Consider the following 23739-nt stretch of genomic DNA (forward strand, 5'->3'; position numbering starts at 1 on the left):
GGGGCTCTTGAAGATGGGCGAGCGCGGAGCGACGACGCGCAGCCGCACGGAGGCTCGCCCGCGATCACGCGTGTGTCATGCCGACACCTCCGCAAACGAAAGCGGTGCGAGATCCGGATGCGCGCCAAGCCGGGCGGCGAGGAAATCCATCAGCAAACGGCTCCTCCGCGGCAGGTGCATGCGCTGCGGCATGCACAGGTGCAGGCCGTAACGGCAGGTCGCGTGCCGGGTCAGCAGCGGCACGAGACGCCCCTCGCGAATGTGCGCGTGAACCGAATAGCCGAAGAACTGGCCGATCGCGGCGCCGCTCAGTACCGTGTCGAGTTCCGCATCGATGTCGTTGGTCGCGATGAACGGGGCGATCTGTCGTGTGTCGACCCGACCATCAACCAGGAATTCCCACGGAAACGGCTTGCCGGTGCGCGGATACAGGAACGCGGTGCAACGATGATCGCGCAGTGCGTCGATCGTCTGCGGCTCGCCGTGTCGACGCAGATACGCGGGCGCCGCGCAGACGATCAATTGCAGATCGGCGATGCGTCGTGCAACGAGCCCGCTGTCGGGCAGATTGCCGGTCCGCACGGCGATGTCGATCCGCTGTTCGACGATGTCGGCCATGTCGTCGCTGACGATCAGCTCGGCCGTGACGCCCGGCTGCCGGTCGCAGAATTCGCCGAGCAGTGGCGCGAGAAAGCGCCGAGCCAGCGAATACGGCGCCGCAACACGGATCGTGCCGGCCGCGTGCGCCCGATCGTCGTCGAGCATGCGCAGCGCGCTCTCCAGTTCCCCGACAGCGCCGCGGCACTGTGCAAGCAAACGCTCACCCTCGAGCGTCAGCACGATCCCGCGCGTCGAGCGCTGGAGCAGCCGCACGTTCAACAGCGCTTCCAGCGCCGCGACCTGCTTGCTGGCCGCTTGCGGCGTCATGCCCAGCTCGCGGGCGCCCGCGCTGATACCGCCCGCGGCCGCGATACGGACGAATACCGTCAGCGCCTTCAACCGATCCATTCGCAGCTCCCGTCAAGCCCGGAACGCCCGGGCGATCGTCCCTGGCATCGTAACGCCTGTCCGATCGGTTGAATCGGTTTCAACCGGTCAGGTGCTATTCGCGCGGCACCCTGCTTCGCACAATGGCGCTGTCTGGATACCCGGGGCCAAACGGCCCGTCGCCATGAACACATTTTCATTTTCAGTCGTTTCGCGAACCGTCTTCGCGGCCGCATTGATCGTCGCCGGTTCGCCGCGAGCAATCGCACAGGAAGCGGACGCGGGCAGCCGCGTGACCGAGACGGTACTGCTGCGAACCACGCATGCGTGGGACGGCTCGCGGTATCGCACCTATCCGTCAGGACAACCGGAAATCACGGTCGTACGCTACACGATTCCGCCGCACGCGGTATTGCCGTGGCATACGCATCCGTCGATCAACATCGGCTACGTGCTGTCGGGCCACCTCACCGCCGTGCGCCGCAGCGACGGCAAGCGGCTGGCGCTCGGTCCCGGCGACGTGGTGCCGGAAATGGTCGACGGCGCCCATCGCGGCGAGACCGGCGACGAGCGCGCCGAACTGATCGTGTTCTACGCCGGCACGCCTGGCGCGCCCCTGACGGTGCCCGACCGCCAGGACTAAGCAGCTCGACCCTGCCCCGGCCAGTCGGCCGGCTCGTTTCCCTTCACATGGAGCAACTCGTCATGTCCGATTCACGGAGCCTGTCAACCTCTTCCGCCGCGACGCGGCCCCGGCTCGACGGACGCGTCGCGCTCGTCACCGGCGGCGGCACCGGCATCGGCCGGGCGGCCGCGCTCGCATTCGCGCGTGAAGACGCCCGCGTCGTCGTTGCCGGACGGCGCGCGGCGCCGCTCGACGAAACCGTGCGCGCGATTACCGGGCGCGGCGGCGAAGCCTTCGCGATAACCATCGACGTCGCCTCCGCCGATGGCGTGCGTGCGCTCGTCGACGCAACGATCGGACGCTACGGCGCATTGCATGCGGCATTCAACAATGCGGGTACGGAAGGGGCGTTCGCGCCGATCGTGGAACAGACCGAGGCCGACTTCGACACGGTGATCGCCACCAATCTCAAGGGTACGTGGCTGTCGATCAAATACGAAATGGAGGCAATGCTCGCGCACGGCGGCGGTGCGATCGTCAATACGTCGTCGTGGCTCGCGAAAGGCGCGCTTGCCGGCTCGTCGACCTATTCGGCCAGCAAGGGCGCGCTCGATGCGCTGGTGCGCGCGGTCGCGCTCGAAGGCGGCCCGCACGGCATCCGGATCAACAACGTGAACCCCGGCATCATCGATACGCCGATGGCGCGCCGTTTCGGCGACAACGAGATGTTCCGCCCGTTCGCCGCATTCACGCCCGCCCGGCGGATCGGCACGCCCGAAGACGTGGCCGACGCGGCCGTCTGGCTTTGCAGCGACGAAGCGCGCTTCGTGACGGGCGAATCGCTCCTGGTCGACGGCGGCTACACGATCGGCGGCATGCGCTGACCGGCACTGCCACGGAGGAAGAACCGATGGAATACGTGAGACTGGGAGCGTCCGGGCTGAAGGTGTCGACGCTGTGCCTGGGCTGCATGACCTACGGCGACCCGTCATGGCGCCCGTGGGTCACGACCGAGGAGGTGGCTCGCCCTTTCATTCGCACGGCACTCGATGCGGGGGTGAATTTCTTCGACACGGCCGACATCTACTCGGGCGGCGAGAGCGAGCGCATTCTCGGGCGCGCGCTGCGCGATTTCGCGACGCGCGACGATGTGGTGATCGCAACCAAGGCGTTCTTTCCGACCGGCGACGGGCCGAATGCGCGCGGGCTGTCGCGCAAGCATCTGCTCGCCAGCATCGATGCGTCGCTGCAGCGCCTCGGGACGGATTACGTCGATCTCTACGTGATCCACCGGTTCGATCCGGACACGCCGATCGAAGAAACGCTCGATGCGCTCGATACCCTCGTGAGGAGCGGCAAGGTCCGCTACCTCGGCGCGTCGTCGATGCATGCGTGGCAATTCATGAAGATGCTCGCGTTTCAACGGCATCACGGACTCGCCCGATTCGTATCGATGCAGAGCCAGTACAGCCTGATCTGCCGCGACGACGAGCGCGACATGCTGCCGCTTTGCATCGCAGAAGGGATAGCCTACACGCCGTGGTCCCCGCTCGGCCGCGGGCTACTGGCCGGCTCGCGTGATGCGGCGACGACGCGGGCCGCAACCGACCGGCAAATGGTGTCCTGGTACGACGGGCGCGACGCGGTCGAGGCGACCGTCGATGCGGTCAGGCAGGTGGCGCAGGCGCATGGGCTACCGCCTGCGCGGATTGCCCTGGCGTGGGCGCTGCACCGGCCCGGCGTCACCGCGCCGATCGTCGGGCTGTCGAAGCCGCATCACTTGGACGATGCGCTCGCGGCGCTCGATCTGACGCTCGACGATGCTGAAAACGCGTTGCTCGAGGTCGCGTTCAATCGAACGGTCGAACCGGTGCAGTGGTAATGGCGATGCGGGGAGCTGACCCGGTTGAAGGCTTGCGCGGCGCGAAGACAACGGAACGTGCGGCCCGCGCCACTGGAGCACATGCAGTTCAACGCACCCAGCTGACGCCGCCGACGGCGACGCAGACGAATACCGTCACCGCCTTCAATCGATCCTCCGTGCCGGGCACGCCTTCATGGCGCCGCTCAGAACGGAGACCGTAACGATCACAATGACGAGAAAAAGCCGACGGCTGATGAACGATGAAATCTCGAGGCTGCCGGTGTCTCCCCCGGGCTTGCGCAGTAGAGGCCGCTCCGTCGCGCCATCGACGCGTTCCCTTCTCTGTCGCTCTTCAACCTGCGAACGAGGCGCACCCAAGGATGGGTGCGCCTGTTTCACGGCTTACTTAACGATGTAGCACCAACACGGTTTGGGTTTGCTCGGGCCGACCACTGCGACGGGTTTGCAAGGATCGGACGGGCCGAGCACCGCTTCTCTTTCGCAAGGCGGCTTCGGCTTGGATGGACCGATCACCGCTTGGGCCATGGCCGACAGCGAAGCAGTGAGCATCAGGGAAGCCAGCAGGATTTTGATTTTCATCGGATATGTCTACTCTCAATATTATAGAAATCAATTGGATCGGCTGTTCGCCGCTCCTTCGTGCGGGCGTCGGAGAACGCCACGCAGGAGAGCATATTCTCGATGACAAGGACAAAACTATAGGACAACTTCCAAATTGGAGAACATGATCGCGTCCGAGTGCGAAGGCCGCATTGCGGCCACGACGAGTGTCCGGGCGACCGGAGGGGTGACGCAGGCACGCGCCTGCCGCCGTGAAGCCCGACAGGGGATCGCCCTCCCCCCTGCCAGTCATGCGCGTTACTGGAACGCCACTTCCGCAAAGCTGCGCAGTTTCCGGCTATGCAGCTTGTCGAGCCCGTTCGTGCGCAGGATCTCCATCGCCTTCACGCCGATCTGCAGATGCTGGTCGACCTGCCCGCGATAGAACGTGTCGGCCATCCCCGGCAACTTCAGCTCGCCGTGCAGCGGCTTGTCCGACACGCACAGCAGCGTGCCGTACGGCACACGGAAGCGGAAACCGTTCGCGGCGATCGTCGCGCTTTCCATGTCGAGCGCAATCGCGCGGCTCTGCGACAGGCGCTGCACGGGTTCGCGATGATCGCGCAGCTCCCAGTTGCGGTTGTCGACGCTCGCGACCGTGCCCGTGCGCATCACGCGCTTCAGTTCCGCGCCCTCCAGCCGCGTGACGTCGGCCACCCCGCGCTCGAGCGCGAGCTGCACTTCGGCGAGCGCCGGAATCGGCACCCACAGCGGCAGGTCGGCGTCGAGCACGTGATCCTCGCGCACGTAGCCGTGTGCGAGCACGTAGTCGCCGAGGCGCTGCGTATTACGCAGCCCCGCGCAGTGACCGAGCATCACCCACGCATGCGGACGCAGCACCGCGATGTGATCGGTGATCGTCTTCGCGTTCGACGGGCCGACGCCGATGTTGACCATCGTGATCCCGCTGCCGTCCGCGCGCTTCAGGTGATACGCGGGCATCTGCGGCAGGCGCGGCGGCGCGGCGCCCTCGGCCGGCTCGCTGCCGAGGTTCGCGTTGTAGGTCACGACATCGCCCGGCTCGACGAACGAGCTGTACTGGCTGCGGTACGCACGCACCTCGGGATCGTCGCTCTCCGTCATCACCGTGCGGCCGAGCTTCACGAACTCGTCGATGTAGAACTGGTAGTTCGTGTAGAGCACGTAGTTCTGGAAATGCGTGGGCGACGTCGCCGTGTAGTGACGCAGCCGGTGCAGCGAGAAGTCGACGCGCGCGGCCGTGAACAGCGCGAGCGGATGCGGCTCGCCCGGCGCCGGCTCGAACGTGCCGTTGACGATGCGGTCGTCGAGATACGACAGGTCGGGCGTATCGAAGATGTCGCGCATCGCGAGCAGGCGGTCGCGGTCGAGCTCGCCCTCGAGATGGATGCCTTCCGGAAACGCGAAATGAATCGGAATCGGCTGCGACGACACGCCGATCTCGATCTTCACATGGTGGTTCTTCGACAGCAGGCGCAGTTGCTCGCGGTAGTAGTTCGCGAAGAGATCGGGGCGCGTGACCGTCGTCTCGAACACGCCGGGGCCCGCGACGAAACCGTAGGAGCGGCGCGAATCGACGTGCGTGTTGACGTCGGTGCGAATGCGCACGAACGGGTAGCACGCGCGCACGTGCTCGGTAATCGGTTCGTGGCGGCGATAGCGCGCGAATGCGTCGCGCAGGAACCCCGTGTTCGTGTCGTAAATGGCGGACAGCCGCGCGACGGCGGCGATCGGATCGTCGAAAGCCTCGACCGACGGGCTTTCGGGCGTCAGCACACGGTGCCGGCGGCTCAAATCGTTCTTCATTTTCATCACCTCGTCTGATCCGACGACATTACCACGGAACCCGGTCGCCCTTATGGCTGCCCTTACGCACGCGAGGGCCGGATGGGGCGCAGTATTTGCTAAAATCGGTGGGTTCACTGGAGACTCATCATGAAGCCGCTCATTCTCGTCGCCGCTGCCGCCGCGTTTGCCGCCGCCAGCGTCGCTCACGCCGCCGGCGGCACGCCTGACGCCGACGCGCAGGCTCGGGCCGAGGCCAACGAGGCCGCCGGCCTGCCGGATCTCCGCAAGATCAACCGGCCGGGCGCCGAAGTCACGTCGAAAGTCGACTTCGCCGACATCCGCCGCACGCCGAGCTTCCACGAAAAGAGCAAGAACGGCACCGAAGTCACCGAGTACCGCGATCGCGGCAAACCGGTCGAGATCGACGTGAAGTCGAACTTCGGCACGCGCTACCAGATGAGCTCGACGCCCGACACGTCGCCGAAGCCGCACGACGCGGGCATCCCGATCACGCGCCTGCCGTCGCTGAACCTGCGCTACTGATTCCGTGGCGCGCCGCGTCGAACGCCGCGCGCCGCCTCCCTTCACCTGCTGTCGCGACGCACGCCGCCCGCGTGCCGACACCCTGACCTGACGCATCCCGCATGGCCGTTTTCACTGCTGTTTCCGACTCCGATCTCGCGCAATGGATGCGCCACTACGAACTGGGCGACGTGCTTGCGTTCCGCGGCATTCCGTCCGGTATCGAGAACAGCAATTTCTTCCTGACGACGACGCGCGGCGAGTACGTCCTCACGATCTTCGAAAAGCTCACGGCGCAGCAACTGCCGTTCTACCTCGACCTGATGCGCCATCTGGCCGGCCACGGCGTGCCGGTGCCGGATCCGATCCCGCGTGACGACGGCGCGCTGTTCGGCGCGCTGCACGGCAAGCCGGCCGCGATCGTCACGAAGCTCGACGGTGCGGCCGAACTCGCACCGGGGGTCGAACACTGCATCGAGGTCGGGCAGATGCTCGCGCGCCTGCACCTCGCCGGCCGCGACTATCCGCGCAACCAGCCGAACCTGCGCAGCCTGCCGTGGTGGCAGGAGAACGTGCCGGCGATCGTGCCGTTCATCTCGGATGAGCAGCGCGCGCTGCTGGAAGGCGAGCTCGCGCACCAGGCCAGCTTCTTCGCATCGGACGACTACGCGGTGCTGCCGGCCGGGCCGTGCCATTGCGACCTGTTCCGCGACAACGTGCTGTTCGCGCACGCGGCGCCCGGCACCGGCCACGACGTGCGGCTCGGCGGCTTCTTCGATTTCTATTTCGCGGGCTGCGACAAGTGGCTGTTCGACGTCGCGGTCACGGTCAACGACTGGTGCGTCGACCTCGCGACCGGCGTGCTCGACGTCGCGCGCGCCGATGCGCTGCTGCGCGCGTACCAGACCGTGCGGCCGTTCACGGCCGAGGAGCGCCGCCACTGGAGCGACATGCTGCGCGCGGGCGCGTACCGCTTCTGGGTGTCGCGCCTGTACGACTTCTACCTGCCGCGCGCGGCCGAGATGCTCAAGCCGCACGACCCCGGCCATTTCGAACGCATCCTGCGCGAGCGTATCGCGCATACGCCCGCGCTTCCCGAGATCCAAACCGCATGCAACTGATCGAAGTGCCCGCCAAAACGGGCTATGTCTGGTTCCGTCAAGGCATCTGGCTGTTCCGCCGGAACCCGCTCGCGTTCATCACGCTGTTCTTCACGTACCTGCTGGCGATCACGCTGGTGTCGATGGTGCCCGTGATCGGCTCCGCGCTGCCGCTGGTGTTCATTCCCGGCATCGCGGTCGGCTTCATGGCCGCGTGCCGCGACACGGTGGCCGGCAAGCCCGTGATGCCGACGATCCTCGTCGACGGCTTCCGCTCGTATGGCACCGTCGCGACCCAGCGGCTGCTCGTGCTCGGCGTGATCTACGTCGCGTCGATGGTGCTCGTGTTCGCCGCTTCGTCGTTCGTGGACGGCGGCGCGCTGTTCCACGTGATGATGGGCGCAGCGGACGAAGCGGGCACGACGCCGGAAACGCTCGCCGCACAAGGCACGCTCGGCGCGCTGTTCTTCGCGACGCTGCTCTACCTGCCGGTCGCGATGCTGTTCTGGTTCGCGCCGGTGCTGGTCGCCTGGCACGACGTCCCGCCCGCCAAGGCGCTGTTCTTCAGCGTCGTCAGCTGCTGGCGCAATCGCGGCGCGTTCGCCGTCTACGGCGTGCTGTGGTTCGGCGTCGCGCTCGGTACGTCGCTCGCGCTGTCGCTGCTGCTGCAGGCGCTCGGCGCCGGCGCCTATGCGCTGACGATCATGATGCCGGTGACGATCATCATCGTCGCGATGCTGTACTGCTCGTTCTACGCGACCTATCGCGGCTGCTTCGGCGTACAGGAACCGGGCGCGACGACGACCACGTCGGGCCGCTGAAGCCTCCAGGCCGGCGCACGTCGCCGGCCCGCCGTTCTCCGCGCCGGGTTTGCCTCCCGGCGCACCCGCCTGATCCGCCCCCTCCCTTTCCCGCCTCCGTTGGCCATCGCCGCTCGCCGGCCGCCCCCTGTTCATCCCGATCTTTTGCGCGCAAAATAATTTGTGTGCAAATTGTTCGCGCGTTCGCCGCGCCTCCCGGATCATGGACCGCCTGCCCCCGCTGCCCCAGACGCTCGACGAGCAACTCTGCTTCGCGCTCTACTCGACTTCGCACGCGATGACGAAAGCGTACAAGCCGCTGCTCGACAAGCTGTCGCTGACCTATCCCCAATATCTCGCGATGCTCGTGCTGTGGGAGCGCGACGACATCGCCGTGAAGGACATCGCCGCGCGGCTCGACCTCGACCCGGCCACGGTCACGCCCCTGCTGAAGCGGCTGGAGGCGCTCGGCTACGTCGGGCGCGTGCGCAGCGCGACCGACGAACGCGTCGTGAACGTGCGCGTGACGCCGGAAGGCCGTGCGCTGAAGGACCGCGCGCGTTCGGTACCCGCCGATCTCTTTTGCGCGATGCAGCAATCCCCCGAGTTCCTGGTCAGGTTGCGCGCCGATCTCCAGCAGTTGCGCGACGCGCTGTCGGCCGCCAACGAACGCTGACAGGCGAGCCTCGACAAACCGGCCCGGCATGACCGGGCCATTTTTAAAAATTTAATTTGCACACAAATTATTTGTGTTCTATATTTTCTTCGTGGCCGGCGACATCCCGTTCGACCGGGCCGCTTTTCCTCCCTTTTCCCGACAGGAGCTGCACGATGAACATTCTGTACAAGACCAGCGCCACGAGCACAGGTGGCCGCGACGGCCGCGCGGTATCCGCTGACAACAAGCTGGAAGTGAAGCTGGCCGCGCCGCGCGAACTCGGCGGCACGGGCGCGGAAGGCACGAACCCGGAGCAACTGTTTGCCGCAGGTTACTCGGCCTGCTTCCTGAGCGCGATGAAATTCGTCGCCGGCCAGGACAAGAAGGCACTGCCGGCCGACACGCAGGTCACGGCGGAAGTGGGCATCGGCCCGAACGACGCAGGCGGCTTCGGGCTCGACGTCGAGTTGCGCGTGTCGCTGCCGGGGTTCGACAAGGCCGATGCGCAAGCGCTGGTCGAAAAGGCACACCACGTGTGCCCGTATTCGAATGCGACGCGCAACAACGTGCCGGTGCGCCTGACGGTCGTCTGACGCAACGCTACGCATGCAAAAAGGGCGCGTGCGGCTACATGCCGCACGCGCCCTTTTTGCTGCGTGACTCGCCGGAACGGCGGACCAGCTGGCCCGCCCTGCGCCGCTTAGCGCGCGCCGAACGAATACGCGCGGTTCATCGCCGCTTCGCGATCGATCTTGCGCATACGGAATTCGAGATCGTAGATGTCGGTCGCGTCGGCCAGATACGCGTCGGCGCGCTCTTTCGAGGCCTTCTCAGCGTTCTTGGTCAGCATCAGGAAGAGGTGGCTCAGCAGGTACATGGTTGATCTCGCAATTCGAAGGGTCTTTGACTAGGGTTTTCCCGAATTATAGGGAAAACCCTAGGATTTGACCAGCGTCGATCAGCCGATGCGTCGTTCGGTCGCCACAGTGCGCCGATGTGCTTCGAAAAAGGCCCAGATCATCGCGCTCGCGTCGGGGCCGACCGCCGCATGAAACGGCACGGCTTCATCGCCGCCGGCCCAGGCGTGATCGAGCCCTTTCACATGGCAGAGCCGCACGACCGGCTCGCCGTCGCGACAGACATCGGTGATCTGCGCGCCCGCGTCGCGCGTCTCGACCCGCTCGCCGCCGCGCAGTGCGCCGCGGCTGTCGGCGAGCCCGTTCAGGCGCATGAACTGCACCGTGAGCTGGTCGGCATTCTTCGGCGCGACCACGTGGTCGCCGTCGCCCTGGACGATCAACGCAGGCATGCCCGGATACGCGGCGGCATCGACCAGCGCGTCGACGGCCGCGGCCGGGTTCTGCCGCACGCCGCGCCGCATCACGTCCATCGCCGTAATGCCGGAATTCGCCTCGCCGAGCGCGGGGCCCGAGTGCAGCGCCACCGCCGCGAAACGGTCGGGATGGTGCAGTGCAAGCAGCGCCGCAAGGCCCGCACCGGCCGACAGCCCCGCGACATAGACACGCGACGCGTCGAAACCGCGTTCGTCGACGAGCGTGTCGACGAGCGACGCCACCGCGTTCGCCTCGCCGCGGCCCGCGCGGTCGGTGTCTTCATACCAGTGCCAGCAGCCGTGCGCGTGTGCGCGCGGCGACTGCTCCGGATACAGCACCGCGAAGCCGTGCTTGTCGGCCAGCAGGTTCATCCGCGTGCCCTGCACGAATTCGTCGACAGACTGCTGGCAGCCGTGCAGCATCACGACGAGCGGCATCGCACCACGCCGGCGGCCGGGCGGCACGTAGAGGCCATACGCGAGATGCTGGACGAGGCGCCCGAGCGCGGGCGCCATCGGATGTTCGCCGCGCGTCCACTCGCCGGCCGCCCAGGCGGCCGCGCGCGGCCGCACGCGCGATTCGCGCGGCGGGGACAGATCGGACACGACGGGAGAGGCCGCAGCCTCGAGGGCGTCGCGTGTGATGCGCTGCGCATCGCGCGCCGCGCGCTTGGCGGCCGGAGACAGCATGCGTTTCATGCCGCCCAGCCACACCTTGGTCAGACTTTTGGTCATCGATCGGGCTCGCAGTCAGGAAAAATAGGGGCACCACGGCGGATGCATCGTTCGACTTTGTGCAATGCACCATAACATTGTTTCTGGGATTTTTCCTGCACGCGGTGAATTCCCGGCCGCGCAAAAAACGGGGCTCATGCGTACGCGGCGCTATACTGGGGCTTCGCCGCTTGTATCCGTTGTAGTCGTTCTTCCCGGCTTGCGCGTTGATTTAAGCATCTTCCCCGCCTTCGTTCGCCCCCTTCCCGATGTTCGACCTGTCGTCTCACCTGTGGATCATGATCACCGCGTTCGGCGGCGCCGGCCTGACCTTGCCGCTCGCGATCACGATCGCCGTCTGGCTCGCGCTCGGCTACTCGTGGCAGCGCGCAGCCGCGTGGCTCGGCGTGCTCGCGGCCGCGATCGGCGTGGTCGCGCTCACGAAGATCGCGTTCCTCGGCTGGGGGATCGGCATCCGCAAGTGGGACTTCACGGGGTTCAGCGGCCATGCGATGCTGTCGACGTCGGTCTATCCGGTCGCGATTTTCCTGGCGCTGATCCGCACCCGCACGCCGGTGCGGATCGCCGGCATCGCGCTCGGGCTCGCGGCCGGCGTCGCGGTCGGCGTGTCGCGCGTCGCGCTCGACGCGCATTCACCGTCCGAATCGATCACCGGCTGCATCGTCGGCGCGATCGCCGCGCTCGCGTTCATCGCCGGTTCGTGGCGCGCGGTGCCGCACCGCTGGTCGGTGCCCGCGGTCGTCGCGAGCCTCGCGCTCGTCACCGTGGCGCTGCACGGCATCACGGTGCCGTCGCATCGCTGGGTCACCCAGGTGGCGCTGCACCTGTCGGGCCACGAGCGCCCGTTCGTCCGCGCGCGCTGGAAGGCCAATCCGAACTACCGCCCCGCATCGCAGCCATCGTCGCTGCAGCGCACCCAGTCGTCGTCGCAAACGCTCCGTACGTGACCGGCCGCCCGGCCGTCACGCCCGCCCCCCTTTCAGGTCTGACCATTTCATGCGCGCCGTCGCATGAGCGGTATGTCGAGCGTTATAACCCGCCCTATATTACGATTACGGTTTCCACCCATTCAAAACGAATCCACCATGCGCTCAACCGTCCGTCCGCTTCGCCGCACCCTGCTCCGACTGCTGCCGATCGCCACGCTTGCCGCTGCCGGTATCGGGTTCAGCGCGCCCGCTTCCGCTGCCAACGAACTCGTCGTGTCGGCCGCCGCCAGCCTGACGAACGCGTTCAAGGCCGTCGGCGACGCGTACGAGAAGCAGCATCCGGACACCAAGGTGCTGTTCAACTTCGGCGCGTCGGACGTGCTGATGCAGCAGATCGCCAAGGGCGCGCCGGCCGACGTGTTCGCGTCGGCCGACCAGAAGGCGATGGATCGCGCCGTTGACGAAAAGGTGATCGTGCCCGGCACGCGTCGCGATTTCGCGGCGAACTCGCTCGTGCTGATCGTGCCGGCGGACAGCCACGCGGCCGCGCCGACGTCGCTGAACGACCTGACCGCGCCCGGCGTGAAGCGCATCGCGTATGGCGACCCGGCATCGGTGCCGGTCGGCCGCTACACCGAAGGCGCGCTGCGCGCGGCAGGCGTGTGGGACGCCATCAGCGCGAAGGGTGTGCTGGCCGCCAACGTGCGCCAGAGCCTCGACTATGTCGCGCGCGGCGAGGTCGACGCAGGCTTCGTGTTCGGTACCGACGCCGCGATCATGCCGGGCCGCGTGAAGGTCGCGCTGACGGTGCCGACGAAGACGGCCATCACCTATCCGATCGCCGTGGTCAAGGACAGCCGCCACGCCGCGCAGGCGCAGTCGTTCATCGACTTCGTCGCGTCGCCGCAGGGCCAGGCCGTGCTGTCGACGTTCGGTTTCAAGCCCGCGGGCAAGTGAGCGTAGCGCGATGCAAGACGCCTGGGTACCGCTGCTGCTGTCGTTGAAGGTTGCCGGCTGGGCGACCGGGCTCGATATCGTGCTCGGCGTCGCGGCCGCGTTCGTGCTCGCGCGCTGGCGCTCGCCGCTGCGCGACGTCGTCGATTCGCTGCTGACGCTGCCGCTCGTGCTGCCGCCGACGGTACTCGGCTATTACCTGCTCGTGCTGCTCGGCCGGCGCGGCGTGTTCGGCGCGTGGCTCGACACGCTCGGCATCGAGCTCGTCTTCACGTGGCAAGGCGCGGTGATCGCGTCGATGGTCGTCGCGTTTCCGTTGATCCTGAAGTCGGCGCGCGCTGCGTTCGAAGGCGTCGATCCGCATCTCGAGCGCGCCGCGCGCACGCTCGGGCTCGGCGAAGCGGCGGTGTTCTTCCGCGTAACGCTGCCGCTCGCCACGCGCGGCATTCTCGCGGGCGCGCTGCTCGCGTTCGCACGCGCGCTCGGCGAGTTCGGCGCGACGCTGATGATCGCGGGCAACCTGCCCGGCCGCACGCAGACGCTGTCGGTCGCGATCTACGCGGCCGTGCAGGCCGGCGACGACAGCACGGCCAACTTCCTCGTGCTGGTGACGTCGATCACCTGCGTGCTCGTGCTGCTCGCGACCGGCTGGCTCGTGCCGTCGCGTGCCCGTCGGAGCCAGCTGACATGAAGCGCCTGCGTCGCCCCTCTTCTTTCGCGGCCGGGTGGCTTCGGCGGAGGCCCGCATGAGCCTCGTCGTCGACATCCGCAAGACCTACGCGAACGCCGAGCGCCGCTTCACGCTCGACGTGTCGTTCACGGCGACGACGCAGCGCGTCGTGCTGTTCGGGCCGTCCGGCGCGGGCAAGAGCATGACGCTGCAGGCGATCGCCGGCCTGCTGTCGCCCGACGAAGGCACGATCGCGCTGAACGGCGAACCGCTGTTCGACGCCGCGCGCCGTATCGACGTGCCGACCCGCGAACGCCGCGTCGCATACCTGTTCCAGGATTACGCGTTGTTTCCGCATCTGAACGTGCGCCAGAACATCGCGTTCGGGCTCACGTCGGGGCTGCGCAATCCGCGCGCGAAGACAGCGCCGCCGGAAGTCGCGTACTGGCTGCAAGCGTTCGATCTCGAAGCGCTCGCCGGGCAGTACCCGTCGCAACTGTCGGGCGGACAGAAACAGCGCGTCGCGCTTGCGCGCGCACTGGTCGCGCAGCCGCGGATCCTGCTGCTCGACGAACCGTTCGCGGCGCTCGACGGCGCAATGCGCCAGCGCATGCGTCACGAGCTCGCCGAGCTGCAGGCGCGGCTCGATATCCCGATGGTGCTGATCTCGCACGATCCCGACGACGTCGCCGCGTTCGGCGACCAGGTCGTGCAGTTGAGCGAAGGACGCGTGCAGGCGGCCCCGCCGCACGCCGAGTGGCCGACGCGCGTCGTGTGAGCGCGCAAGGCCGTGGTCGTGGTCGTGACAAGCACGTTGGAGCCTGAGAGAAGCCGCAGGCAGCAGCACAAGCTGAAAGCGGAAACGACGCCGGCGCCGTACCGATACAGCGGCGATGCCGGCTTCGCTCCGTCTTTCACATGCCCAGCCGACGTGCACGGGTGTGCCGCCGTGCGTGGGCGCTCAGCCCGTCACCGCGAGAATCACGCTCGACGCCTTGAACAGCGCGATCGCCCGCCGTCCGGCATCGAGCTGCAGCGCATCGACGCTGTCGTTGGTCACGACGGCCGTCAGCGTCCCGCCACCATCGAGCGCCAGCGTCACCTCGCTGTTCACCGCGCCGGCCGCGACGGTTTCCACGCGGCCGCGCAGCTGGTTTCGTGCAGACACCTTCAGCTCGGGCTCGCCATCGTCGACCGCGAGCACGACCCACGACGCCTTCACCAGCGCGCATGCGTCCGCGCCAGCCTGCAGGCCGAGCGTGTCGGCGCTTTCGTGCGTCAGCACGGCAACGACCGGCTGTCCGCCGGGCAGCGTGAGCGTGACCTCGTCGTTGACGGTGCCGCGCACGATCGAGGCGACCTTGCCGAACAACTGGTTGCGCGCGCTGGTCTTCATCCCGATCCGGCCGATCAGCGCCCAGTCGACGTCGAACCCGGCCACAGCCGCGCTCGCGGCCTCGATGAAACGGCGATGCTCGCGCTCGATCGTGCGGAACGCGGCGATCAGCGACGCCGCGCGCGGCGTCAGCGTCGTGCCGCCGCCGCCCTTGCCGCCCGTCGAACGCGCGACGAGCGGTTCGCCGGCGAGATTGTTCATCGTGTCGACGGCATCCCACGCGGCCTTGTAGCTGAGACCGACGGCCTTCGCCGCGCGCGTGATCGAACCGGTGTCGCCGATCGCCGCGAGCAGTGCGATGCGCGTGGCGCCGCCGAGCGTCTGCTCGCCGGCGCGCAGCCATAGCTCGCCGCCCAGTTCGAGCGGTTCGGCGGACGGGGAAGCATGCTGTGTGTCGGTCATCGGGATACGTGCAGGAAACGGGCGGCCATTATAGTCAGCGCGTGCCGCTCAACCCGGCTTGCCGTCGAGTTTCGGCGGCCGCAGGCTGGCCAGCAGCGTCTCGGCGTCGCGCGCCGCGCGCTCCTCGAGCGCCGCGCCGTAGCCGCGCACGAAACCGAGCTGGTACGGCGGCGCCGCCAGTTTTTCGAGGTGATGCAGCGCGACCATCGTGTCGTTCGCTTCGCCGAGCACGCTCTGCACGCGCGTGAGCGTCTTGACCGTCTCGGTGCGCGTGCGGCGCGACGCCAGCGACGCGAAGAATTCGAGCGCATAGCGCAGCCGCTTCGCATCGATCCGCACCTGATGGCGCGCGGCCGTGTCGAGCGACGTGAGCGCCGGCGACGCGTACAGATGACCGAACAGCCGCCGCACGCGCTTCGTCGCGTGGCGCCGCAGCGAGGGTGCGTCGCCGCCTTCGGCCGGCGGCAGCGCAAGCGCGCTCAGCCATTCGAGCCAGCCGAGCGTCAGCCGCGCATAGCGGGCCGAATGCAGCGCCTGCTGCAACTCGCCCCGTGCAGCGGCGCACTGCGCGCGCGCGGCGTCGAGCGTGCCGTTCCACTCGCCATCGCCGCCGTCGGCCGCGATCAGCGCGGGCAGGCTTTCGGTCGCGAACACGTCCCAGTCGCGCACCGTGCCGAGCAGCCCGGCTAGCCAGTGCAGGTCGGTACCGAGCGTGTCCTGCCACTGGTCGTCGGCAAAGCGCGGGAAGAAGCGCATCAGCGTGCGCAGGCGGCGCAGCGCGACGCGCATCTGGTGCACGAATTCAGGATCGTCGTGCTCGAGCACGCCGCCCTCGTTGCCGAGCCATTGCGCGGTGATGTCGCCGGACAGCGCGAACAGCGCGGCGCGCTGCGTGCGGATGCCGGTCAGGTCGACGAGCTTCGCCTTGACGGGCCCGCCGACGGCCGGCTCGGCCGCGCATGCGCGATCGATCACGCTCGTCAGTTGCACGAATGCGGGCCACGCGCCGCTCAGTTCGCGCGCCGCGGCAAACAGCGCGTGCAGCGCGGCCGTGCGCGCGGGCAAGGTTTCCCAGTCGGGCGCAGTGAGGCGCAGCTCGACGTAGCGGCGCGGCGACTCGCTTCCGCGATGCAACGTGACGTCGTCGAGCGTCATCTCGACCACGACGCCGCTGTCGTCGGCCCACCGCCCGCGCCGCCGTTCGCTGACGAGGCGCAGCGCCGACGATTCCGGCTGGATGCCGAGCTCCGGGCGCGCGGCCGTATCCGGCGCGGCGCCGTCGATTTCGCCTGTCGGCGCGACGGCCGCCGCGGGCACGGGTAACGGCATCGCGACGACGATGCCCGCATGCTCCGCGTCGAACAGCTCGCGCTCCGCGACACCCGGCGCAAACGCCTTCGTGCGCGACGCGACGACCCGCCTGCCGTGTGCATTCGACTCGACCCACGTCCACCAGCTCGCGCCGGGGCTCGGCTCGGCCTCCTCGATCTGGCACGGCTCGATCGTCACGCGCTCGTGGCCGCGGCGCATCCTGACCTGCGGGCAGATCCGCCACGCGCGCACGAGTTCGGCGCCGAAATCGCGCTGCGTGCCGCGGGCGCGGCTCGCTGCCTTGACCGGCCATCCTTCCAGCGACAGCGACAACACGATTTCCAGCACACGCGACATGGAGGCTCCTGCACATGAAGAATCGCCGGCGCGTCGACCGCGCCGGCGTCGCCCGTGAAGCTGCTTCCATAGTACACGCCGCCAGATCTCTCAGGCGCCGATCTGGCCCTGTCGCCCTGTCGTGCGTCAAACCGCGTATTGCGCGAGGCCGTTGCCGAACGACCAGTCCTCCTTCAGCACCTCGACAAGACTGATGAATACGTCCTGCTGCCGCACGCCGGGCTGCTGCGCGAGGTTGTCCGCGATCGCCCGGTACAGCGCCCGCTTCTGCTCGAGCGTGCGCGTGTTGTTCGCGGTGATCTGGATCATCACGAGATCGTCGCTGCGTTCGATATCGAGGTAGTGACGACCGAACACGAAGTTCTCGGCCGCATGCTCGGTGACGACCATGAAGATGTCGTCCTCGGGCACGTTGAACGTGTGCATCAGCGCGCGATGCACGCCGTCGACGAGCGCCGCGCGGTAGGCGGCCGGTTTGCCTTCGCGGACGGCGATACGGGTGAATGGCATGGTCCTGCTCCTGTCGGTGAAGTTGACGTTGAAGAACGGCAACACAGCGTCAGGGTAGGCCCGCCGAACTATAATTAACAGTCATCGATACATATTTCATCCATTTACATCAGAAATGAAAGTCCTTGACCTCGATGCCGTCCGCGCGTTCGTGCTGGTCGCCGATCTCGCCAGCTTCACGCGCGCCGCCGATGCGCTCGGCACCACGCAATCGGCCGTGAGCCTGAAGCTGAAGCGGCTGGAGGCGCATCTCGGCAAGCCGCTGCTCGCGCGCACGCCGCGCGTGGTCAAGCTGGCCGCCGACGGCGAGAATTTCCTGCCGGCCGCCCGCGCACTGCTCGACGCGCACGAGCACGCGCTCGGCGCGATCTCGGCCGGCACGTACCGCCTGTCGCTCGGCGTCAGCGAGCACGTCGCAGTGCCCGACCTGCCGGCCGTGCTCACGAGCCTGCACCGGCAGGATCCCGGGTTGTCGCTCGAAATGCATCTCGGAACGTCGACGAACCTGCTCGCGCAATACGACGAACGCCGGCTCGATGCGGTGATCGTGCGGCACGAGCCGGGCGAAGACCCGCCGCGCGAAGACGGCACGCTGCTGTTTTCCGAACCGCTGGCGTGGCTCGCCGCGCCGGACTGGGCACCGCGTGCAGGCGAGCCGCTGCCGCTCGCGGTGCTGGCCGGCCCGTGCGGCGTGCGGGCCGCCCCGCTGCGCCGGCTCGACCATTCGGTGCGGCCGTGGCGCGAGCGCTTTACGGGCGGCGGCGGGGCGGCCGGCTTCCGGCATCATCGCGACAATCCGCTGCCGTACGACCTGATCGTCGTCGACGAGGCGTCGATGATCGACGTCGCGCTCGCCGCGCATCTGCTCGATGCGCTCGCGCCGGGCGCACGGCTCGTGCTGCTCGGCGACAAGGACCAGCTGGCCGCGGTCGAGGCGGGCGCCGTGTTCGCGGAACTGAGCGCGCGGCCGGCGTTTACCGCCGCGGCGCGCACGCGTATCGCACAGGCGCTCGGCATCGACGAGGCGGCATTCGTCGCGGCGTTGCCGGTGCAGGACGAAGCCGCGACCGCAGCCGTTTCGGCTGCACTTCCGGTTTCCGCCGCAGCCCGGGTCCCGGCACCGCCATCGGCGCCCGCTGCCGCCACTGCACGCAAACCGGCGTCGCGACGGAAAGCCGACGCGCGACAGGCATCCCTCTTCGACGACGAACCGCAGGATGGCGAAGTTTCGCCGACCAACGTCGCGCCGCCGCCGGCCGCAGGTCCGATGCTGACCGAAACCGGCGAGGCCAGCGAGGCAGGCGAGGCCCCCGCGTGGATCGACGTCGACGAACTCGCGTGGCTCGACGCCGTCGAGCTGCCGCCGTTCGACGCAGGCGACGTGGCGCTTGCATCGGTCACATCGATACTGCCGGGCGAACCCGCCGCCGCGTCCGCCACGCCCGCATCGGCACCGGCACCGCTCGCCGACTGCGTAGTCTGGCTCGAACGCAATTACCGCTTCGGTCTCGATTCGCCGATCGGGCGACTGTCGGTCGCGATCCGCAGCGGCGACGTGCAGGCCGCGCTCGACGCGCTGCCCGCCGACGATTCGGCCGCCGCGTCATTCCACGACGATGCGGGCGACACGCTTGCGTCGTCGACGGTCGATCGGCTCGCGCGGCGGTTCGGTGCCTACCTCGACGCGTTGCGCGACGCGCTGGCCGCGCCGGTGCCCGACCCGCTGCCGCTGTTCGACGCGCTCAACCGGTTCCGGATCCTGTGCGCGACCCGCAGCGGCTTGCGCGGTGCGGAGCACGTCAATGCGCTCGTGGCCGCGCACGTGCGCCACGCGGCGCGCGTGCCGCTCGCGGTCGGCGCGCACTGGTTCACGGGGCGGCCGATCATGGTGACGCGCAACGACTATGCACTCGGGCTGTTCAACGGCGATATCGGCATTGCGCTGCCCGACGCGCACGGCGTGCTGCGCGTGTGGTTCAGGCGCGCGGACGGCACCGCGCGCGCGGTGTCGCCGGCCGCGCTGCCGCCGCACGAAACCGCGTTCGCGCTGACGGTCCACAAATCGCAGGGCTCGGAATTCGACGAAGCCGCGCTCGTGCTGCCGGCATCGTTCGGCCGTGTGCTCACGCGCGAACTCGTCTACACGGCCGTCACGCGTGCCCGCACGCGCGTGCAGGTGATCGGGCCGCGGCGCGTGCTGGCGCAGGCGGTCGCGACGCGCACGCAGCGCGATTCGGGGCTCGCGGCACGCGTCGACGAGGCGCTCGCGCGGCGCCGCAGGGAGGCTTCGCGATGATGATCCGCTATACGCTCGATCCGGCCGAAGTCGAATGGACGGCCATGCGCGCGCAGGGCGCCGGCGGGCAGAACGTGAACAAGGTGTCGAGCGCGATCCACCTGCGCTTCGATATCCGTGCGTCGTCGTTGCCGCCCGTCATCAAGGAGCGGCTTCTCGCGCTGTCCGACCAGCGCATCACGCGCGACGGCATCGTCGTGATCAAGTCGCAGGAATATCGCACCCAGGAGAAGAACCGCGAAGCCGCGCTGGCGCGCCTCGACGCGTTGATCAGCGGCGTTGCGTTCACGCCGCGCGCACGGGTCGCCACGCGGCCGACGCGTGCGTCGAAGGAGCGGCGGCTCGAGCACAAGTCGCGCCGCAGCGCGGTGAAGTCGGGAAGAGGGAAGGTGATCGACTGACGAATGGAACGGCGGACGAACGACGGGCGCGAACGTCATTCGCCCGCCGCTGCGCCGCTTAGCGCATCACGGTTCCTGCGCTGTCGAGCACGAAGTCGACGCAGAACACGACGAGCCGGCTCTGCGCGCGGATCGCGACGGCGGCCGTATAACAGTCGCGGCCTTCCGTCAGCGAGAAGTGCGGGCCCATCAGCGCAACGCGTCCGGGTGCGGCGATCGCGCGCTGGAAATACGGGCGCCGCGACCAGTTGCTGTGGGTTTCGGGGAAGAGCGGCGCGAGGCGGGTGGCGCCCGGCTGGCCATCGTCGGGGCGCGCGCCGATCGACGGCAGGAACTGCTCGCCGGTCTCGTCGGTGACGAACACGCGGCGCGCGGCCGGCACCGCGAACACGCGCTGTGCGGCGTCCTGCAAGTTGCCGCTCGCGGAAAACGCGGCCGCGCCGGTCAGCACGAGCCGCTCGATCGCGTCGAAGCCCGGCTGCTCGGCGACGACCGGCGTGTGCCGGCGGGCGATGAAGCGCTGCCACGCGGCGTCGAGCATCGCGGGTGCGGCCGCGCTGGCATGGGCGATCGATGCATCGGGCTGGCCGAACTGGAAACCCTGCACGAAATCGATGTCGGCTTCCATCAGCGCCTGCAGCGAGTCGTCGCTCTCGACGCCCTCGGCAAGCACCATCGCGCCGGCCTGATGCAGCATCGACACGAGGTGATGCATGATGCGGCGATCGTCGGCCGAACCGGTCGAGCGTTCGACGAGCGATCGATCGAGCTTGACGATGTCGGGGCGTGCGCGCCACACGCGGTCGAAGTTCGAGAATCCCGTGCCGAAATCGTCGATCGCGATCAGGAAGTCGCGATGCTGGATCATGTCGATCGTGCGGGCGAGCGCGGCTTCGTCGCGCGACGGCTGTTCGACCACTTCCAGCACGATGCGGTTCGGCGGCAGCGCGAAATGCCGGCACAGCGCCTCGACGAATTCGCGCTGCACGAGGCCCGAATCGAGCACGCGCGGCGTGACGTTCAGGAACAGCCAGCCGTCGCCGATGCCCTGCGCGACGAAGTTGGCCGTGTGCAGGCAGCGCGCGAGCCGGTCGAGCAGCAGTGCGTCGGCGTCGGCGCGCGTCTTGTCGAACAGGGCGACGGGCGAGATCAGTGCGCCGTTCGCATCGACGACGCGCAGCAGCGCCTCGTAACCGACGACCCGCTTGTGCGTGATCGACAGCACGGGCTGGAATACGCTGCGCAGCGTCGTGGTGCGATAGGTGGCGACCCAGCCGCCGGGCGTCGGCGTGAGGCGTTCGAGCAGGGAGTCGAGCGAGAGGTCGGGGGCGGGCTTCATGTCAACGGTGCCCAAGGGCGAGCGGCGGGACAGCAGCGCGCCACCACGCTGAAGCAGTCGCACGCGCAGGCGGACGCGAAAGGACGTGGGACATCGAGACCGCCTTCTGCGGGTAAGTGTTCGGAGTGTAACGGGAATGGGGCCGCTCGCGTATCAGGGAAACTCCAGACGCACACGGCTGGGCGGCTGCGACGGCGCCCTGCGCGGCGCAAGGCGCCGCCGCCGAACATGACAATCCGGCAGCATGGCCTGCGCGGTGGCGGGAAATCCCGGCGGCCGGCACGGCCGCGAGCCAATACCGCCGTCAGAGGAATGCCGGCCGCGCTGCGGCACCCTCCGCGGTGCGGCGGTGCGGCGTCGGCGCCCGGTCGTCAGGCATCACGGCCCGCGCGAGGGCGGCGCGGGTGCGCGAATGAATCGTCAGGTCGCTTCGCCGCTGCGCGGCCGGATCCCGGGAATCCGCTTGATCACGCCGGTTGCAAGCGCGGTGCCGACGAGCACGATCGCGCAGCCTTCGATCATCACGGCCGACACGTGTTCACCGAGGAACAGCGCGCCCCACAGCAGGCCGAACACGGGGATCACGAACGTCACGGTAATCGCGCGGGCGGGGCCGACGTGCGCGATCAAATAGAAGTAGATGAAATACGCGATGCCCGTGCAGGCAACGCCGAGGGCGAGCACCGAGCCCCACGCGTGCGCGCTGACCGGCGCGGCCGGCCAGGTGGCGATCGCGAACGGCAGCAGCAGGACGGTCGAGCCGATCATGCTGCCGGTCGCGTTGACGAGCGGATCGACGCCGGTCAACTTGCGCTTCGTGTAGTTGGCTGCGATGCCGTACAGCAGCGTCGCGCCGAGTGCCGCGGCGGCGGCGAGCGCGGTCGCGGCGGCGCCCGTTTCGCCGTGTGCATTCGCGATCTGGTTCCACACGAGCGTGAGCACGCCGGCGAAACCGATCACGAGGCCGAGCGCGCGCGGCAGCGACAGCTTGTCCTTCAGCCACAGGTAGGCGACGAGCGCGCCCCAGAGCGGCGTCGTCGCGTTGATCACCGACGTCACGCCGGCCGACAGCGTCAGTTCGGCGAACGCGAACAGGCAGAACGGGATGCCCGAGTTCAGCGCACCGACGACGAACAACGGCCATGCATGACGGCGCAGCCGGGCGCCGAGATCGGCGGGTTTGAAGCGCGTCAGCGCGAAGCCCGCGAGAAACAGCGCGCCGATGCCGACCCGCAACGCCATCAGCGGCGCGACGCCGAGATCGACGACGCCGATCCGGATAAACAGGAACGACGCACCCCACAGGGCAGCGAGCGCGGTCAGCAGGAGGGCATTCTTGGGCGACATCGATCGTGAAGGGCGGGGGAAGGGATGCGCAGAATCTTACACCCCGTTACCACGCCGTCGTTTCACGTTTCGATGAAATGGCAAGAAACGGGAATGTCGCCGGTTGCCGGCGCGGGGCGGCCGCCTTCCGGCGGTCGTGCCCGATCAGTGATGGTGCCGGCCGCCGCGCCCGCCGAAGCCGAAATTGAGCGAAACCGCCGGTCCCCAATAGCCGCCCCACGCGGGCGCATAGGCAGGTGCCGGGTAGTAATAGGCGGGGCCCGGATCGACGTAGACGGGGGCCGACTGCACCGGTGCGGCCGTGTAATAGCCGCCAGGATAATAGCCGTACGGGTAGTAGCAGCCGGCGAGCGTCACGCAGGCGAGCGCCGCGGCGACGAGGGTCCTGTTCATGATGTCTCTCCGGCGGAGCCGGCAATCGGCAAATGCTTAAGCTTAGGCCGCGCGCCGGTGACACGGTGTGCAAAACGGTAACGGATCATTTCCGCACCGGCTACCGGTTACGTTGCGGCGCCGCATGCGAAAACGGCGCTTCCGCACCGCGGAAACGCCGTCTGGCCGACTGTCGCGGCGTGCCTCGCCGCTTACTTGCCGATCTGGTTACCGATGATGCCGCCGGCCGCTGCGCCGCCCAGCGTCGACAGCGCATTGCCGCCGATCGCCGCGCCGGCGACGCCGCCGACACCCGCACCGATTGCCGTGTCGCGCTGGCGCCTCGTCATCGAGTCACAGGCCGACAGGCTGGCCACGGTCGCGACGAGCAGCGCGCATACCCCAATACGCCGTATCGAATTCATGATCGTTGTCCTTGCGGT

At 68.3% G+C, this 23739-nt stretch carries 26 protein-coding genes and 1 pseudogene; 15 read left to right on the forward strand and 12 right to left on the reverse strand.

Annotated elements, in window-relative coordinates:
- Positions 1-75: 75 nt before the first annotated feature.
- Positions 76-1008, reverse strand: a complete 933-nt coding sequence (locus G3N64_RS00630; RefSeq protein WP_205781851.1) for a LysR family transcriptional regulator — start codon at positions 1006-1008, stop codon at positions 76-78.
- 163 nt (positions 1009-1171) lie between these two features.
- Here G3N64_RS00630 and G3N64_RS00635 point away from each other — a divergent pair, with 163 nt between their 5' ends.
- The 3 genes from G3N64_RS00635 (at position 1172) to G3N64_RS00645 (ending at position 3494) form a co-directional block, all read left to right on the forward strand.
- A complete protein-coding gene (locus G3N64_RS00635; RefSeq protein ID WP_205781852.1) occupies positions 1172-1630 on the forward strand; it encodes a cupin domain-containing protein in 459 nt (152 codons plus the stop codon).
- Between the two features lie 62 nt (positions 1631-1692).
- Positions 1693-2496, forward strand: coding sequence for a glucose 1-dehydrogenase (locus tag G3N64_RS00640; RefSeq protein WP_205781853.1), 804 nt, complete (start codon positions 1693-1695; stop codon positions 2494-2496).
- A 26-nt stretch (positions 2497-2522) separates the two neighbouring features.
- Positions 2523-3494 carry an aldo/keto reductase gene (locus G3N64_RS00645; RefSeq protein WP_205781854.1) on the forward strand — a complete coding sequence of 324 codons (972 nt, stop codon included), beginning with the start codon at positions 2523-2525 and terminating at the stop codon, positions 3492-3494.
- A 384-nt stretch (positions 3495-3878) separates the two neighbouring features.
- Here G3N64_RS00645 and G3N64_RS00650 read toward each other — a convergent pair whose 3' ends face one another.
- Together G3N64_RS00650 and G3N64_RS00655 are read right to left on the reverse strand one after the other, a co-directional pair.
- The gene (locus G3N64_RS00650; protein ID WP_205781855.1) at positions 3879-4076 is read right to left on the reverse strand and encodes a hypothetical protein; all 198 of its coding nucleotides are present in this window, start codon (positions 4074-4076) and stop codon (positions 3879-3881) included.
- A gap of 279 nt (positions 4077-4355) precedes the next feature.
- Positions 4356-5882 carry an AMP nucleosidase gene (locus G3N64_RS00655; protein WP_205781856.1) on the reverse strand — a complete coding sequence of 509 codons (1527 nt, stop codon included), beginning with the start codon at positions 5880-5882 and terminating at the stop codon, positions 4356-4358.
- 129 nt (positions 5883-6011) lie between these two features.
- Here G3N64_RS00655 and G3N64_RS00660 point away from each other — a divergent pair, with 129 nt between their 5' ends.
- The 5 genes from G3N64_RS00660 (at position 6012) to G3N64_RS00680 (ending at position 9537) form a co-directional block, all read left to right on the forward strand.
- On the forward strand, positions 6012-6407 hold the full coding sequence (locus G3N64_RS00660) for a hypothetical protein (protein WP_205781857.1): 396 nt from the start codon (positions 6012-6014) through the stop codon (positions 6405-6407).
- 101 nt (positions 6408-6508) lie between these two features.
- Positions 6509-7507, forward strand: a complete 999-nt coding sequence (locus tag G3N64_RS00665) for a homoserine kinase (RefSeq protein ID WP_205781858.1) — start codon at positions 6509-6511, stop codon at positions 7505-7507.
- A complete protein-coding gene (locus G3N64_RS00670; protein ID WP_205781859.1) occupies positions 7498-8307 on the forward strand; it encodes a BPSS1780 family membrane protein in 810 nt (269 codons plus the stop codon). The genes G3N64_RS00665 and G3N64_RS00670 overlap by 10 nt, the downstream gene beginning before the upstream one ends.
- 202 nt (positions 8308-8509) lie before the next feature.
- Entirely contained in the window at positions 8510-8962 is a 453-nt protein-coding gene (locus tag G3N64_RS00675; protein ID WP_205781860.1) for a MarR family transcriptional regulator, read from the forward strand.
- Positions 8963-9117: 155 nt separating this feature from the next.
- Positions 9118-9537 (forward strand): organic hydroperoxide resistance protein, encoded by a 420-nt coding sequence (locus G3N64_RS00680; RefSeq protein WP_011355825.1) that lies wholly within the window; start codon positions 9118-9120, stop codon positions 9535-9537.
- Positions 9538-9644: 107 nt separating this feature from the next.
- Here the strand turns inward: G3N64_RS00680 and G3N64_RS00685 are convergent, their stop codons facing one another.
- Positions 9645-9821, reverse strand: coding sequence for a DUF3563 family protein (locus G3N64_RS00685; protein WP_205781861.1), 177 nt, complete (start codon positions 9819-9821; stop codon positions 9645-9647).
- A gap of 81 nt (positions 9822-9902) precedes the next feature.
- Positions 9903-11012 (reverse strand): PHB depolymerase family esterase, encoded by a 1110-nt coding sequence (locus G3N64_RS00690; protein WP_205781862.1) that lies wholly within the window; start codon positions 11010-11012, stop codon positions 9903-9905.
- Positions 11013-11260: 248 nt separating this feature from the next.
- On the opposite strand from G3N64_RS00690, the gene G3N64_RS00695 reads away from it, so the two are divergent.
- The 4 genes from G3N64_RS00695 to G3N64_RS00710 all read left to right on the forward strand — a co-directional run bounded on the left by G3N64_RS00695 (position 11261) and on the right by G3N64_RS00710 (position 14343).
- Complete coding sequence (locus tag G3N64_RS00695) at positions 11261-11959, forward strand: phosphatase PAP2 family protein (protein ID WP_205781863.1); 699 nt, start codon at positions 11261-11263, stop codon at positions 11957-11959.
- 138 nt (positions 11960-12097) lie between these two features.
- Complete coding sequence (gene modA / locus G3N64_RS00700) at positions 12098-12898, forward strand: molybdate ABC transporter substrate-binding protein (RefSeq protein WP_205781864.1); 801 nt, start codon at positions 12098-12100, stop codon at positions 12896-12898.
- 10 nt (positions 12899-12908) lie between these two features.
- Positions 12909-13586, forward strand: a complete 678-nt coding sequence (modB, locus tag G3N64_RS00705; RefSeq protein WP_205781865.1) for a molybdate ABC transporter permease subunit — start codon at positions 12909-12911, stop codon at positions 13584-13586.
- A 55-nt stretch (positions 13587-13641) separates the two neighbouring features.
- Positions 13642-14343 (forward strand): ATP-binding cassette domain-containing protein, encoded by a 702-nt coding sequence (locus G3N64_RS00710; RefSeq protein ID WP_205781866.1) that lies wholly within the window; start codon positions 13642-13644, stop codon positions 14341-14343.
- A 183-nt stretch (positions 14344-14526) separates the two neighbouring features.
- Here the strand turns inward: G3N64_RS00710 and G3N64_RS00715 are convergent, their stop codons facing one another.
- From G3N64_RS00715 to G3N64_RS00725, 3 genes are all read right to left on the reverse strand, one after another.
- Positions 14527-15363 (reverse strand): TOBE domain-containing protein, encoded by an 837-nt coding sequence (locus G3N64_RS00715; RefSeq protein ID WP_205781867.1) that lies wholly within the window; start codon positions 15361-15363, stop codon positions 14527-14529.
- 48 nt (positions 15364-15411) lie between these two features.
- Positions 15412-17031, reverse strand: a complete 1620-nt coding sequence (locus G3N64_RS00720; RefSeq protein ID WP_205781868.1) for a CHAD domain-containing protein — start codon at positions 17029-17031, stop codon at positions 15412-15414.
- 126 nt (positions 17032-17157) lie between these two features.
- On the reverse strand, positions 17158-17541 hold the full coding sequence (locus G3N64_RS00725; RefSeq protein WP_011355834.1) for a tautomerase family protein: 384 nt from the start codon (positions 17539-17541) through the stop codon (positions 17158-17160).
- A 115-nt stretch (positions 17542-17656) separates the two neighbouring features.
- Between G3N64_RS00725 and G3N64_RS40335 the strand changes: the two are divergent.
- From G3N64_RS40335 to arfB, 3 genes and pseudogenes are all read left to right on the forward strand, one after another.
- Positions 17657-18451, forward strand: a pseudogene (locus G3N64_RS40335) (LysR family transcriptional regulator); the annotation flags it as partial.
- Between the two features lie 975 nt (positions 18452-19426).
- Positions 19427-19837, forward strand: coding sequence for an ATP-binding domain-containing protein (locus G3N64_RS40340; protein WP_346778791.1), 411 nt, complete (start codon positions 19427-19429; stop codon positions 19835-19837).
- The gene (gene arfB / locus G3N64_RS00735; protein ID WP_205781870.1) at positions 19834-20238 is read left to right on the forward strand and encodes an alternative ribosome rescue aminoacyl-tRNA hydrolase ArfB; all 405 of its coding nucleotides are present in this window, start codon (positions 19834-19836) and stop codon (positions 20236-20238) included. The genes G3N64_RS40340 and arfB overlap by 4 nt, the downstream gene beginning before the upstream one ends.
- A gap of 58 nt (positions 20239-20296) precedes the next feature.
- Here the strand turns inward: arfB and G3N64_RS00740 are convergent, their stop codons facing one another.
- The 4 genes from G3N64_RS00740 to G3N64_RS00755 all read right to left on the reverse strand — a co-directional run bounded on the left by G3N64_RS00740 (position 20297) and on the right by G3N64_RS00755 (position 23721).
- Positions 20297-21577, reverse strand: coding sequence for an EAL domain-containing protein (locus G3N64_RS00740; protein ID WP_205781871.1), 1281 nt, complete (start codon positions 21575-21577; stop codon positions 20297-20299).
- Between the two features lie 420 nt (positions 21578-21997).
- Positions 21998-22924, reverse strand: a complete 927-nt coding sequence (locus G3N64_RS00745; protein ID WP_205781872.1) for a DMT family transporter — start codon at positions 22922-22924, stop codon at positions 21998-22000.
- Positions 22925-23068: 144 nt separating this feature from the next.
- Positions 23069-23317, reverse strand: a complete 249-nt coding sequence (locus tag G3N64_RS00750; RefSeq protein ID WP_205781873.1) for a hypothetical protein — start codon at positions 23315-23317, stop codon at positions 23069-23071.
- A gap of 191 nt (positions 23318-23508) precedes the next feature.
- Entirely contained in the window at positions 23509-23721 is a 213-nt protein-coding gene (locus G3N64_RS00755; RefSeq protein WP_205781874.1) for a glycine zipper 2TM domain-containing protein, read from the reverse strand.
- Between the last annotated feature and the right edge of the window lie 18 nt (positions 23722-23739).

This window comes from Burkholderia sp. Ac-20344 (assembly GCF_017104975.1).
In the GTDB taxonomy this organism is placed as follows: Bacteria; Pseudomonadota; Gammaproteobacteria; order Burkholderiales; family Burkholderiaceae; genus Burkholderia.

Excerpts from the sequence above, each read along its gene's own strand:
- G3N64_RS00630 (WP_205781851.1), bottom strand. The coding sequence starts at position 1,008 with ATGGATCGGTTGAAGGCGCTGACGGTATTCGTCCGTATCGCGGCCGCG.
- G3N64_RS00635 (WP_205781852.1), top strand. The coding sequence starts at position 1,172 with ATGAACACATTTTCATTTTCAGTCGTTTCGCGAACCGTCTTCGCGGCC.
- G3N64_RS00640 (WP_205781853.1), top strand. The coding sequence starts at position 1,693 with ATGTCCGATTCACGGAGCCTGTCAACCTCTTCCGCCGCGACGCGGCCC.
- G3N64_RS00645 (WP_205781854.1), top strand. The coding sequence starts at position 2,523 with ATGGAATACGTGAGACTGGGAGCGTCCGGGCTGAAGGTGTCGACGCTG.
- G3N64_RS00650 (WP_205781855.1), bottom strand. The coding sequence starts at position 4,076 with ATGAAAATCAAAATCCTGCTGGCTTCCCTGATGCTCACTGCTTCGCTG.
- G3N64_RS00655 (WP_205781856.1), bottom strand. The coding sequence starts at position 5,882 with ATGAAGAACGATTTGAGCCGCCGGCACCGTGTGCTGACGCCCGAAAGC.
- G3N64_RS00660 (WP_205781857.1), top strand. The coding sequence starts at position 6,012 with ATGAAGCCGCTCATTCTCGTCGCCGCTGCCGCCGCGTTTGCCGCCGCC.
- G3N64_RS00665 (WP_205781858.1), top strand. The coding sequence starts at position 6,509 with ATGGCCGTTTTCACTGCTGTTTCCGACTCCGATCTCGCGCAATGGATG.
- G3N64_RS00670 (WP_205781859.1), top strand. The coding sequence starts at position 7,498 with ATGCAACTGATCGAAGTGCCCGCCAAAACGGGCTATGTCTGGTTCCGT.
- G3N64_RS00675 (WP_205781860.1), top strand. The coding sequence starts at position 8,510 with ATGGACCGCCTGCCCCCGCTGCCCCAGACGCTCGACGAGCAACTCTGC.
- G3N64_RS00680 (WP_011355825.1), top strand. The coding sequence starts at position 9,118 with ATGAACATTCTGTACAAGACCAGCGCCACGAGCACAGGTGGCCGCGAC.
- G3N64_RS00685 (WP_205781861.1), bottom strand. The coding sequence starts at position 9,821 with ATGTACCTGCTGAGCCACCTCTTCCTGATGCTGACCAAGAACGCTGAG.
- G3N64_RS00690 (WP_205781862.1), bottom strand. The coding sequence starts at position 11,012 with ATGACCAAAAGTCTGACCAAGGTGTGGCTGGGCGGCATGAAACGCATG.
- G3N64_RS00695 (WP_205781863.1), top strand. The coding sequence starts at position 11,261 with ATGTTCGACCTGTCGTCTCACCTGTGGATCATGATCACCGCGTTCGGC.
- modA (WP_205781864.1), top strand. The coding sequence starts at position 12,098 with ATGCGCTCAACCGTCCGTCCGCTTCGCCGCACCCTGCTCCGACTGCTG.
- modB (WP_205781865.1), top strand. The coding sequence starts at position 12,909 with ATGCAAGACGCCTGGGTACCGCTGCTGCTGTCGTTGAAGGTTGCCGGC.
- G3N64_RS00710 (WP_205781866.1), top strand. The coding sequence starts at position 13,642 with ATGAGCCTCGTCGTCGACATCCGCAAGACCTACGCGAACGCCGAGCGC.
- G3N64_RS00715 (WP_205781867.1), bottom strand. The coding sequence starts at position 15,363 with ATGACCGACACACAGCATGCTTCCCCGTCCGCCGAACCGCTCGAACTG.
- G3N64_RS00720 (WP_205781868.1), bottom strand. The coding sequence starts at position 17,031 with ATGTCGCGTGTGCTGGAAATCGTGTTGTCGCTGTCGCTGGAAGGATGG.
- G3N64_RS00725 (WP_011355834.1), bottom strand. The coding sequence starts at position 17,541 with ATGCCATTCACCCGTATCGCCGTCCGCGAAGGCAAACCGGCCGCCTAC.
- G3N64_RS40340 (WP_346778791.1), top strand. The coding sequence starts at position 19,427 with ATGGTGACGCGCAACGACTATGCACTCGGGCTGTTCAACGGCGATATC.
- arfB (WP_205781870.1), top strand. The coding sequence starts at position 19,834 with ATGATGATCCGCTATACGCTCGATCCGGCCGAAGTCGAATGGACGGCC.
- G3N64_RS00740 (WP_205781871.1), bottom strand. The coding sequence starts at position 21,577 with ATGAAGCCCGCCCCCGACCTCTCGCTCGACTCCCTGCTCGAACGCCTC.
- G3N64_RS00745 (WP_205781872.1), bottom strand. The coding sequence starts at position 22,924 with ATGTCGCCCAAGAATGCCCTCCTGCTGACCGCGCTCGCTGCCCTGTGG.
- G3N64_RS00750 (WP_205781873.1), bottom strand. The coding sequence starts at position 23,317 with ATGAACAGGACCCTCGTCGCCGCGGCGCTCGCCTGCGTGACGCTCGCC.
- G3N64_RS00755 (WP_205781874.1), bottom strand. The coding sequence starts at position 23,721 with ATGAATTCGATACGGCGTATTGGGGTATGCGCGCTGCTCGTCGCGACC.